General features: G+C 45.7%; 13 protein-coding genes. 8 read left to right on the top strand and 5 right to left on the bottom strand.

What is annotated here, in order from left to right:
• Positions 1 to 89: 89 nt before the first annotated feature.
• Together K0504_RS04885 and K0504_RS04880 are read right to left on the bottom strand one after the other, a co-directional pair.
• Positions 90 to 1,418 carry an MFS transporter gene (locus tag K0504_RS04885; protein WP_220103037.1) on the bottom strand — a complete coding sequence of 443 codons (1,329 nt, stop codon included), beginning with the start codon at positions 1,416 to 1,418 and terminating at the stop codon, positions 90 to 92.
• Positions 1,419 to 1,585: 167 nt separating this feature from the next.
• Positions 1,586 to 1,867 (bottom strand): hypothetical protein, encoded by a 282-nt coding sequence (locus K0504_RS04880; protein WP_220103036.1) that lies wholly within the window; start codon positions 1,865 to 1,867, stop codon positions 1,586 to 1,588.
• A 369-nt stretch (positions 1,868 to 2,236) separates the two neighbouring features.
• Here K0504_RS04880 and K0504_RS04875 point away from each other — a divergent pair, with 369 nt between their 5' ends.
• From K0504_RS04875 to dbpA, 3 genes are all read left to right on the top strand, one after another.
• Entirely contained in the window at positions 2,237 to 2,770 is a 534-nt protein-coding gene (locus K0504_RS04875; protein WP_220103035.1) for a glycoside hydrolase family 108 protein, read from the top strand.
• 1 nt (position 2,771) lies between these two features.
• Entirely contained in the window at positions 2,772 to 3,278 is a 507-nt protein-coding gene (locus K0504_RS04870) for a hypothetical protein (protein WP_220103034.1), read from the top strand.
• An 83-nt stretch (positions 3,279 to 3,361) separates the two neighbouring features.
• The gene (dbpA, locus tag K0504_RS04865) at positions 3,362 to 4,747 is read left to right on the top strand and encodes an ATP-dependent RNA helicase DbpA (RefSeq protein ID WP_220103033.1); all 1,386 of its coding nucleotides are present in this window, start codon (positions 3,362 to 3,364) and stop codon (positions 4,745 to 4,747) included.
• Positions 4,748 to 4,751: 4 nt separating this feature from the next.
• Here dbpA and K0504_RS04860 read toward each other — a convergent pair whose 3' ends face one another.
• Positions 4,752 to 5,282 carry a phosphoribosyltransferase gene (locus tag K0504_RS04860; protein WP_220103032.1) on the bottom strand — a complete coding sequence of 177 codons (531 nt, stop codon included), beginning with the start codon at positions 5,280 to 5,282 and terminating at the stop codon, positions 4,752 to 4,754.
• 47 nt (positions 5,283 to 5,329) lie between these two features.
• Positions 5,330 to 5,779, bottom strand: a complete 450-nt coding sequence (locus K0504_RS04855) for a hypothetical protein (protein WP_220103031.1) — start codon at positions 5,777 to 5,779, stop codon at positions 5,330 to 5,332.
• A 322-nt stretch (positions 5,780 to 6,101) separates the two neighbouring features.
• On the opposite strand from K0504_RS04855, the gene K0504_RS04850 reads away from it, so the two are divergent.
• On the top strand, positions 6,102 to 9,317 hold the full coding sequence (locus K0504_RS04850; protein ID WP_220103030.1) for a S41 family peptidase: 3,216 nt from the start codon (positions 6,102 to 6,104) through the stop codon (positions 9,315 to 9,317).
• A 65-nt stretch (positions 9,318 to 9,382) separates the two neighbouring features.
• Here the strand turns inward: K0504_RS04850 and K0504_RS04845 are convergent, their stop codons facing one another.
• Positions 9,383 to 10,057, bottom strand: a complete 675-nt coding sequence (locus tag K0504_RS04845) for a DUF3313 family protein (RefSeq protein WP_220103029.1) — start codon at positions 10,055 to 10,057, stop codon at positions 9,383 to 9,385.
• Between the two features lie 354 nt (positions 10,058 to 10,411).
• On the opposite strand from K0504_RS04845, the gene K0504_RS04840 reads away from it, so the two are divergent.
• The 4 genes from K0504_RS04840 (at position 10,412) to K0504_RS04825 (ending at position 11,644) form a co-directional block, all read left to right on the top strand.
• Positions 10,412 to 10,603 (top strand): hypothetical protein, encoded by a 192-nt coding sequence (locus K0504_RS04840; protein ID WP_220103028.1) that lies wholly within the window; start codon positions 10,412 to 10,414, stop codon positions 10,601 to 10,603.
• Positions 10,604 to 10,702: 99 nt separating this feature from the next.
• Entirely contained in the window at positions 10,703 to 10,903 is a 201-nt protein-coding gene (locus K0504_RS04835; protein ID WP_220103027.1) for a hypothetical protein, read from the top strand.
• Positions 10,904 to 11,054: 151 nt separating this feature from the next.
• Positions 11,055 to 11,258, top strand: a complete 204-nt coding sequence (locus tag K0504_RS04830; protein ID WP_220103026.1) for a hypothetical protein — start codon at positions 11,055 to 11,057, stop codon at positions 11,256 to 11,258.
• 59 nt (positions 11,259 to 11,317) lie between these two features.
• The gene (locus K0504_RS04825; protein WP_220103025.1) at positions 11,318 to 11,644 is read left to right on the top strand and encodes a heavy metal-binding domain-containing protein; all 327 of its coding nucleotides are present in this window, start codon (positions 11,318 to 11,320) and stop codon (positions 11,642 to 11,644) included.
• Positions 11,645 to 11,983: the final 339 nt, after the last annotated feature.

Genomic DNA, 11,983 nt, shown 5'->3' with positions numbered 1-11,983 from the left:
GAACAAGTGCACAAAAAAGCCAGCGTTGAAGGAACGCTGGCTTAATAAAAACCGTCAACTTATTTTAGGACGGCACAGATTAGCAGTGATCAGCACCCAAGCTGTGCTTGTAACTCGCCCATCTTTTTTTCGGTCAGCTGGTACCAGCCCATCGCTACGCCACCAAGCAACGCTAGCACTCCAGGGATCACGGTAAACATCAACAAAATACCATGCACGGTTTCGGCTGATTGCTCAACGTTTGCTTGATAACCAAACCAGGCCAATAAAAAGCCAGTTGCCGCGCCGCCAACGGTCCAACCCATTTTCTGACCGAATGAAGCGCCCGCAAAGATTAGTCCTGACGAACGCGAGCCGCTGCGAGCTTCTTGGTAGTCAACAATGTCGGCATACATTGCAAATACGATAGGAACGGTTGGCCCCGACAAAAATGAACTAACAAAGTGCAGCGCGTAAATCGCGACTAAGTTCGATTGTCCACAAAGATAAATAGCCGCCATCATCACCGCATTAAGAAAATTAAGTACGATGTAAATGCGTTTTTTATCAGCCCACCGGATCAACCAATTGGTAGCGCCTGCACCGAGCAAGTTACAAAGCGAGCCGCCCACTAAAAACCATTTAGCGGCACTTTCGTCCTGTAAGTAATATTTGAAGTAATGAATTGTTATGCCGTTGCGAATCGCGACAAAACTAAGCGCGAAAATACCAACCACAAAAAGCAGCAAAAATGGCGGGCTTTTTAACAGCTCAAACATCTCTTTCTTTAACGCGTGCTTTTTCTGAACAGGCTGTACTCGTTCTTTAGTCAGCGCAAAACACAGCACCAACAAGCAACACAACACCACACCGTAAAGCGCCATCGTGCGCTGGAAACCAAGTGCTTCATTGCCGCCGCCAAAACGCTCCACTAAATCGAGCGTAAAGTAGAGCACCAAAATACCCGCTCCGTACGCGCCCATAAATCGCCATGATGACAAGGCAGCACGTTCTTTCGGATCGTTTGTTAGCACGCTTAGCATGGAGGAGTAAGGGATGTTTATCGCGGTGTAGATCATGCCAACCAAGAAATAGGTCACATACGCATAAACCAATTTACCATTGGCAGATAGATCGGGCGCTGTAAACGCCAATGTTGCGACAATGGCGAGCGGTATTGCGCCAAAAATTAAATACGGCCTAAATTTGCCCCAACGCGTTTCTGTTCGGTCCGCAATAATTCCCATAATTGGATCATTTACGGTGTCCCACACACGCGTCAGAAGAAGCATGGTGCCAATCGCGGCAGCGGAAATTCCGAACACGTCGGTATAGAAGTAAATTTGAAAGTAAATAAAGGTCATCCAAACAAAATTGAATGCCGCGTCACCGAGGCCGTAGCCTATTTTTTCACTAAGTTTGAGTTTGTTTGGAGGCACCAGAATACTACCTTATAGCCAATGATAACGTTTTCATTGTTATCTAAAGCAAGGCGAGCAAACAAGCCATTTAGTGAGGAGTGTGAGAAAGATCAGTTTACGAGGGCGTAAAAAAGAAAAAAGCAGGCCGAAGCCTGCTCTTTATAAATTCTGTAATTATTTAGTCATTAAGACTGAACAGATGCGTCTTTAGCGTCAACGTTCTTGTACTTGCGAGCGAAATCGCTGATCTGACGGCCGTTACAAACCACGTTGCGGGTTTGGAACTTGTTCAAGCCTAATTCTTTACCCAGAGTGTCAGCAGCTTGCAGACCTTGAGTTGCAGCAGCAACACAAACTTGAGACTCAACCGCTTCGTTTGCAGCAACAAACTTCAAAGAAGTGTTGGCAAGAGCAGGAGTAGAAAGTAAAGCAACAGTTGTAGCAGCAACAGCGAAGATGGATTTCATAGTAAACCTCAGCATTAGAAAAAAGTAAAAATACAAACTTGTTTAATTAGCTGATGGAGTCCCTCCTCATCAGTGGCCGCAATTGTTGATCAACATCACACTTTATGTCAACCAAAAATGTGATCAAAATCACCTTTAGTTTTTAAGAGCAAGAATAAATCTAGTTACCAAACTTAATTATGTAATTGTATTTTATAGACAAACAACATCAACAAGCATTCCATTTACAGGCGATTGGTTATAACAAACTGTCGACCAGTAATAACTTCTGTTAAAACACACCCGGTTAATAATTGCTCAACAATTAACCTGAGCTAGTCTTTGAAGCACGGCAAACCCAATGATGAGTAGCAATCAAAAGGATGCATGATGGCCAATTTCAAATTAGCGGTAGAACACACCCTTAAAGCCGAAGGCGGTTACGTTAACGATCCTGATGATCCCGGTGGTGAAACTTACAAGGGCATAGCACGAAACAGGAATTCCAAATGGCCGGGCTGGGTAGATATCGACTTACACAAAAATAAAGCTAACTTTCCAGCTAGCCTCGACTCAGACGACGCCCTGCAAACGAAGGTACACGCCTTATATGAAACATTATATTGGGACAAAGTCTGTGGCGATGACATTGACGATCAAGACATCGCCGAGTCCATTTTTGACTTTGCCGTTAACGCAGGCCCCCGAACCAGCGCCAAATTAGCGCAGATATCTGTTGGAGCGACGGCCGATGGCGTCATTGGCCCCAATACCATCGCAAAGATTAACGAAGATGATAAACGCGCCTTTTTAGCAACATTCGCATTGGCCAAAATTGGCCGCTACGTCAGTATTTGTGAAAAACGCTCGGCTAGCCGGAAGTACTTTTTTGGCTGGGTTCGTCGCACATTAGAAGGAGTTTAGTATGGCTGGATTCTTTGCAAACTTATTTAGTGCCGGCGCCAGTAGCTTGGTTGAAGCGGTGGGCGATGCCATTGACAAGAACTTTACCAGTGACGAAGAGCGTCAAGCCCTTGAAGCAGAGATGGCGAAAGCATCAATGCAATATGAGCTTGAAATGGCGACGCTTGGCCTCGAAGAAAAGAAAGTACACTTGGCTGATACCGCAAGCGCACGCGATCATCAAAGTAGGGTACAAGAAAGTGAACACGCCAGCTGGCTTGCCAAAAACGTGCACCCGCTATTGGCGGTTGGCATTATCGGGCTCACCTTTTTTATGTATTTTTGGATCATTCAAGGCGACCTATCCGAAATCGACAAAAACGGCGTTAAAGACATTGTGATATATATTCTCGGCGCGTTGACGACCATTGCGACACAAGTAGCCGCCTACTACTTTGGCTCAAGCCAAGGCAGCAAAGACAAGCAAAAATCGCTCGATAATATGGCCAACGGTAGAAACAAAACTTAACCCGCGCTTTCTGCTACAATCGCGCCCATCTGAATACGCCGCTAGCGGCGTATTCTTCATTTTATATTGGCGAGCACCTCACCTTGACTAGTAGTGATTTTGAAAGTTTGAATCTTAAACCGGCCCTTTTAGCGAACTTAAGTTCGCTTGGCTATCAACAGCAAACCGCGATTCAGGCGCAAAGTTTACCCATTATTTTGACTGGCAAGGACGTCATTGCGCAGGCAAAAACCGGCTCAGGGAAAACGGCTGCGTTTGCCCTCGGCGTGTTGCAAAACCTCAACGTGTCTCGCTTTCGCGTACAATCCTTGATCCTTTGTCCGACACGAGAGCTGGCTGATCAAGTCGCCAAAGAAGTTCGCAAACTGGCCCGCCAAATTCACAACATTAAGGTACTGACCTTGTGTGGCGGCGTTCCCATGGGGCCACAAATCGGCTCGTTAGAGCATGGCGCCCACATTATTGTTGGTACGCCAGGTCGCATCGAAGACCATTTATCAAAAGGCCGGTTGGTACTCGACGAGCTGAACACCTTAGTCTTTGATGAAGCCGACCGGATGCTTGAAATGGGTTTTCAGACGGCAATTGATGCAATCATGGAATACGCACCCAACGATCGTCAGACTCTGTTGTTCAGCGCAACGTTTCCACCACAAATTAGTAAAATTGCAGCGCGCGTTCTGTCTGAGCCTGAAACCATTAAAGTTGAAGCAACACACGACTCAAGCAGCATCGATCAACGCTTTTATAAAGTAACCGATGCTGCCAATCGATATGATGCATTACAACTATTGCTGCTTCACTTCCAACCTGAGTCGGCTGTCGTCTTTTGTAATACCAAACAAGAAACTCAAGAAGTTGCAGACTACCTTGTCGAAGATGGCTTCAGCGCCGTTGCATTGCACGGCGACATGGAGCAAAAAGCACGCGACAAAACCCTTATCCGATTCAGCAACAAGAGTGCTTCTATCCTTGTTGCAACCGACGTAGCAGCGCGTGGCTTAGACATCGATTCATTGGACGCGGTGGTTAATTATCATGTCGCCCATGATCCTGAAGTGCATGTTCATCGAATCGGGCGAACAGGCAGAGCCGGTAGTAAAGGCTTAGCGCTTACACTGTCAAACGATAAAGAGGGTTACAAGCTGGCAATGCTAGAAGAGTACATTGGCTCTTCAACCGATCCGCTCGCACTGCCAGCACTTGAAGGTCAACCATCACCGCGCAAACCGAGCATGGCGATGCTGTGTATTGACGGCGGTAAAAAGCAAAAAGTTCGTCCTGGCGACATTGTTGGCGCATTAACCGGCGGGCAGGGCATTAACGGTGATCAAATCGGTAAAATCGACGTGCAAACATTTGTGGCTTACGTTGCCGTTCAGCGTGATGTGGCCAAGCTTGCGTTTAATAAATTGACCGAAGGAAAAATTAAAGGTCGCCAATTCAAAGTGTGGCGCGAACGCGGCTAATCCGTTAAGTGGTGTTGCCCAATTTAGCAACAAAAGGCAAATTCCGATGTTTGTCCTGCCAGGGTAAACCGTAGCCTACCAAGTTCTCATCGGTCGCCATTTCGTAGGCGTAGTATTGAGTAACAGGGATGTGGACGCGTCCTGGTTTGACGAACAATGTTGCAATAGAAATTGAGTGCGGTGCGTGTAGGCGTGTGAAGTAGTTAACCACGCGCTTCATGGTGCCGCCGGATTCGATGGCATCGTCGATTAATAACACGTGCTGATCGGTGATGGACACATTTTGATGATAAATGATCTCGGATTGATTATTGCGCTCACCGGGCGTGTGCGGACAAGAGACATAGTCCATTTTGATATCAAAACTAAATTGACGGACTAAATCCGCGCAAAATAGAATTCCGCCCGGCACCATGGTAATGACAATAACCTCATCACCTTCAAACTGCCGATTCAATTGCGCGGCAATCAAGTGAACTCCTTTTTCGATATCGAGCGCTGATAACACGCGATCACCTAATTTCGTACTTTTCAATATCAAGACTCTTGTTGCCCAACATGATTGACTATTCGGTGAGCTGACTACTCTTTTGGCTCGTCGTCTTTCAAGTACACCAGCATCAATGAATCAAACAGGTTTGTGCAATCTGCAGCATTCCAATCTTTATAAAAATTGTCATCTGATTTTGCCATTGGCGCAGCGTATTTTTTGCTCAACTTATCAGTCTGATTTGGTCGCGGATTGTAATCTTCAACAAACGCCCACATCACCTCTTTCATATCATCTGCAAAACGATCATGGGCGGGCGATATTTTACTAAAAACGGTGACACCCGCGATGCATCGACTGGCGAGGTGCGGGTTGGTTATGGTGTGTGCTGCTCGCGGGTTGTTCTTCATAAAGCGCTCTTGGCTTTCATGACTGAATGTATAAGAAATAGCGTACGAAGGCGCGGCAACCACACTCAGTATGATGGCTGAAATAACCGCAATGGCCATCGAATGCTTACCGAAATTAACAGCTTTATTCATTTCTAAACACTTCCCATTAAAAGAATCGTATTGGCATACCAATGCGTTACCGAACTTGATAAATCGAACACAAGGCACTGCTCCAATATGACCCGCCCAAATAAAATTGGTTCACCGATTTAGCCGCAACGTCACCGGTAGCAAAGAAAAGGTTGACCCAAACCCGTGAAGTGATGCCCATCGCTGAGCACGCCGACGCAAATTAGCGAAACTTCCTGTATCGCTACAATTCCAGTTCGAACTAACAGATATTGCTAAAATGCGCTCTCCATCCGCTATCAAAATCGCTACAATACGCCGGTCGACTAACGCAAGGACCATCATGAAATACGCAAATATAATTGCCGCGATTACCCTGCTAACTTCGGGTTTCTCAAACGCTTACCAAACAGAAGATACGCGTCTACTTCGCTTTGCTGACATTCACAAGGAACAAGTGACCTTCGTGTATGCTGGCGATATCTACATTGCCGATCACACCACAGGTGAAAGCCTTCGCTTAACCGATCATATTGGCTTTGAAGCCTTCCCTAAGTTTTCACCTGACGGCCAACAAATTGCCTTTTCAGCTGAATATAACGGTAGTCGCCAAATCTATGTGATGAATGCTGATGGTTCGGGCCTGAAGCAGTTGACGTACTACAACGATGTCGGCCCAATGCCGCCTCGCGGCGGGTTTGATTATCGCGTGCTGGATTGGACGCCCGATGGCAAACATGTCATTTTTCGCGCCAACCGTACGCCGTGGGGTAAGCGCATGGGGCGCCCTTATATGGTCTCTGTTGACGGCGGCATGGAAAGCCCATTAGCTGTTCCGGAAACTGGCGGCGGTATGCTAACGCCGGATGGTAACCGTTATGTGTACACCCCAATCGATCGTGAATTCCGTACATGGAAGCGCACTCGCGGTGGTAGAGCACAAGATGTTTGGGTCTACGATTTAGAAACTAATACCTCAGAGCAGCTCACAACGCATCGCGCAACCGACCACCAACCAACCGTGGTTAACGATAATATTTACTTTGTGTCTGACCGCGAATTCACCCTCAACCTATACCAATATCAAGCTGGCAAGGCGCCTAAAAAACTAACCCATTACTCTGAGTTTGATGTGTTGTGGCCTTCGGCAGGACCAGACGCAATTGTTTATGAAAACGGCGGCTACCTTCATCGTTTCGATCCGAAAACAAATAAAGCAACCAAACTCACTATTAATATCGCTGGCGTGCGCCAGTTTGCAGAACCATACAGCAAAAATGTTGCGCCATTTATTGACTCCATGAGTATCGACAATAGCGGTAAGCGAGCCTTATTTACTGCACGTGGTGAGCTATTTTCCGTACCTAAGAAAGACGGCGTAACACGCAATTTATCGCACACCCCTGAGGGCCGTGAAATTGCAGCCAGCTGGTCACCTAACGGTCGTTATATTGCCTATATGAGTGACGCGACGGGTGAATACGAAATCTATATCAAGGACAGATCAGCCAATAACAAGACGAAGCAACTAACAACAAACGGCACAATATGGCGTTTTGATCCCGTATGGTCGGCTGATAATAAAAAGCTTTTATTTTCCGATCAGAACCACACCTTGTGGGTGCTTGATGTTCGCTCCGGAAAGCAAACTAAGATTGATGTTGCGCGGTTTAATGAAAATGGCCTGACGAATTACACGTGGTCGCCAAATAGCCAAGACATTGTTTATGTCAAAAACAATGAGAATCGTTATAGCTCCTTGTGGCACTACAACCTTAAAAACAAAAAAGTCACACGTTTAACCGATGAAATGACCTCCGAGCGGAATCCAACGTTCTCGCCAGACGGTCAATATCTTTACTTTACGTCAGAGCGCGATTTCAACTTAGCGTTCTCTAGTTATGAGTTTGACTACTTATATAACAACGCAACACGGATTTACGGTGTTGCAGTCAACGACAAAATTGACGCCATGAACCGCTTTGCCAGTGATGAAGTGGCCATCAATGACGATCAAGAAGAGCAGGGCGATAGCAACAACGTATCTACCCAACTTAATAGCAAAAATTTTGCCCAGCGCGTTGAGGTACTGAATGCTAAGGCCGGTAATTATCGTGCGCTGAACGCCATTGGTGATGGCGTTTTGGCCATCTCCGGCAACGAGCTGAAATTAATCGGTGTAGGGCGCAACGGTGACGTGAAAACAGTTGCTGAAAAGGTCGATGACTACGCAATTTCAAACAACGCTGAACACCTATTAATTCAATCGGGCGATCACTACAGCATTGTTGAACCGAAAGAAAAGCAAGATCTTAAAAAGTCTCAAATCGACTTAGCGCAGATGAACCTTAAAATTGACCCAACCGTCGAATGGCAGCACATGTATGTTGAAGGTTGGCGTACATTGCGTGACTGGTTCTACGATGAAAATCATCACGGGCAAGATTGGGATGAAATTCGCAAGCGCTATCAACCCATGGCCGATGCAGTTGCTCACCGAGCAGATCTCGATTACGTACTCAGCGAAATTGCTGGCGAAATTAACGCTGGCCACATCTATGTTCAATCGGGCGATCAACCTAAAGCACCGCGCAAACCCCACGGCTTATTGGGTGCCAAAATTAGCCAGCACAGCTCTGGTTTTGCCCAAATTAGCGACATCTTCGGTGGTGAAAACTGGCATGAGAACTTCCGCTCGCCATTAACCGAGCCGGGCGTTAAAGCCAATATTGGTGATTACATCATTGCCGTACAGGGGCTATCAACCAAAGGTGTTAGCAATTTTTACGAATTGCTTGAAAATACCCAAGGCCAACAGATAGAACTGCTACTAAGTGACTCGCCAAATAGCAAAAACACCTGGAAGGTCCCCGTTAAGCCAATCGCTAGCGAACAAGGTTTACGCTATTTGGATTGGGTTAAATCTCGTATGGCATACGTTGATAAATTGTCGGATGGCCGTATTGGCTACGTGCATTTACCTAACACCAATATTGATGGCAATCGCGAGTTGTTTAAGACCTTTATGCCACAAACGACCAAAGAAGCTCTGATTATTGACGATCGCTATAACGGCGGCGGCTTTATTCCTGAGCACATGATTACGTGGTTGGCTCGTAAGCCATTAAACTATTGGAAGCGTCGTGGTGTAGAGCCCACTAAAACTCCACAGCTTGCCCACGATGGCCCTAAGGCAATGCTGATCAACGGATACTCAAGCTCTGGAGGCGATGCACTGCCATATTATTTCCGCCAAGCGAACCTCGGTAAATTGATTGGAACGCGTACTTGGGGCGGCTTAATTGGCATTTCTGGTAATCCCAAATTAGTGGATGGCGGGCAGGTCATTGCGGCAACGTTCCGTATTCTCGACAATGACGGTAACTGGATCATCGAGAACGAGGGCGTAAGCCCAGATATCGAAGTTATTGATCGGCCTGAATTAGTATTCAAAGGGCAAGATCCTTCAGTTGAACGCGCCGTTAAGGAGCTACTTGCCGAGCTAAAGGCAAATCCAAAGCGTCAACTAACAGTGCCGCCAGCACCTTCTAAATTTTGATAATCCATCCATATAAAAAAGGCCGATAACTCGGCCTTTTTTATGTCTTGGTTTTTATTTAGCTATTAGTCTGGCTTAGCTGATTCCATCAAACCGTTGTTTAGATCTGTTGCCCAACCTTTAACCATTCGTCGGATCTGCTGATTGTTATCAATTGAAGTTTGACGAACCATGTGCCCCCAATCAGTTGCTTCTTTATTGTCGACAACACGAGCCAGAATCTCGCCGCTAACTGAATCATACAACTCTAGTACTAGAGTCATTTCACCTGCGCTTTCAGCGTAAACGCGAGCAGAGCTGGTGTGAGTCATTTCACCTAAGTTCGCTAGGTAAACATTGATTAGCTTTGGCACCACAAGCAAGGTGTTATCACCACGCTTATCGCTCATGGTGTAGTGACCGTGCTCTTCAATCACTTCACGAAACGTTTCATCGAATAACAACTGGATCTTCGGCGTGACAGTTTCCATCGCACGCTTCATTTGACCACGTGTGTTAAACGAGCTGCGATAAGCATTTTTTCGGAACCCGACATCGGCAACCGTTAATGCCAGACTATCGTAGTGTGAAAAATCTGCGCCTTGCTTCAAATAAAGCTCATCAACTTTGTCCGAAGCGGTAGCCACTAGATGATCATAACTGGTGTTGGTTGCTGACTCGTCGGCCTTTACTAAATTGGCACTCAACATCGTTAAACAAACGGTGCTAATAATAACGGCCACTTTGGATAGACGTTTCATCACATTAGTCCTCACTTAAAATTTTGTGTATATAGCTCGTTAGCAAGTCAAAGTATCGCCACAGCCCTGCAGGGCAACTAAATGTTTATCATCTTAAATTTAAATCCCAATGTGAAAAATAAGGCTAAACGAAACGCACTGTTTACCTAAGTGGCACAATCAGCACGACATAGCCATCACACACATAGTTATAAGACCGAAGGTGAGGGCGGAAAGTTACATCGGAAGACAAAATACCCATCCAGAACTCAAATTTTTTAAAGCAATTGAGCCATTTAACCATGAATCGTTGAGAAATAATGATCTGCAAAGCCCTGAATGCCATACAAGTAAAGTGAACCTGAGGAGGAACTCATGAATGCATCAGACCTACATCATGGCATGATCGTCGATTTCAATAATCAAGCAGTTGAAGTGTTATCAATCAATAACACCACTGGCATTGCGACGGTACGTAAATGTAGTAGCTACGAACATACGCAAGCAGAAGTCCATTTGTTAGTAGAAGATCCCCAACTCCATACAGATAGTTATTGTTACTATTAGTACGCCAACGAACGGTTGAAAATAGCCCTCACGACACTCGATCAAATACGCGCATTGCGCTAATTTAGGCCATATCTAATGCCACAAGAGGAGTTTGTAATGAGGGCTATCGTTTCAATACTGACGCTGAGCATTGCTCTTGCTGGGTGTAGTCACCAGTCGTGGTACGACGGGATCCAAACAAGCAAACGCAATGACTGCATGAAGCTGCCTCAATCGGAAGCCGACCAATGCCTAAATGAAACAAATAAAACCTATCAAGAATATGAACGCGAGCGGCAAGAAGCACTTGAACGATAACGCACATTACAGCCTATTCATTTGCGGTACGTTGCCACTAGAACTTTACCGGAAGGGAAGTCGCCAAACATAATCAGAATTAACAACAACGTTAGTGCTATAATCGTCAGCAGCCCAAGGATTGGGTATCGACTACAAAAAGGAATAAGTCATGAATGACATCTATACGATCCCACTAGAGTTACTCCGTAGCTACCTCTTCGATGCAAAACGAAACGACTTCCGCGCAGTAGCAAAATTGACAGAACTTTTTGGCTCTGTAGACCAAGCCGACCAATTTTTAGCACAGCAAGTGCACCAACAAATGCGCCGTAGGCTTGAATCTCGATTATTGGCGCCAAACACCGTACTTTAGAAAAACCATAAACGCGTCAATATAGCGCTCTATAAGCCATTACGTTTTGGAGAATATTTATGATTTACTCAACCACCGAATCAATTCCTGGTAAAGAAATTGGAGCGATTGTTGGCATTGTGACCGGCAATGTTGTTCAAGCAAAGCATATTGGCCGTGACATTATGGCGAGTTTAAAAAACATCGTTGGGGGAGAGATTCGGGGCTACACAGAAATGCTAACGGATGCTCGAGATATCGCAGTCACGCGTTTAATTGAAAGCGCGCAAGCAAAAGGAGCCGACGCGATTGTCGGCGTTCGATTTACCACAAGCACAATTATGGATGGCTCTTCTGAAATAATGGTGTTCGGTACAGCTGTTAAATTAAAGGCTCACGGAGCGTAAGTCAGCTTTCGTTGGTATGTTTTACCAACAAATTAATAAACGTAAAAAGAAACGTGGCGAAACTCATCCTCGAACAGGTGCCTACAGTGCACAATGTTGAGAGCACTTGTAGATTCCAGATAGCTGATAGCTGATAGCTGAATAGAGTGCTTGACTAACAATCGACACACAAACGTCATTTAACATAATATACATTGTGCGCATTCACATGCAAGAATGGCAGGATGGCTATCAGGCGCTTCGTTTGTGCTAACGACGCTCCTAAGGATTAATTCAGTATTTTAAGACTATTTGCTGACTGCCGTAAGCCCTTCGTGTGCTTACATGGTGCGCGAACAT

The organism is Neiella holothuriorum (assembly GCF_019457915.1).
GTDB lineage: Bacteria > Pseudomonadota > Gammaproteobacteria > Enterobacterales > Neiellaceae > Neiella > Neiella holothuriorum.
Note: the sequence above shows the minus strand (reverse complement) of the source record. Positions and strands in the feature narration are given on the sequence as shown.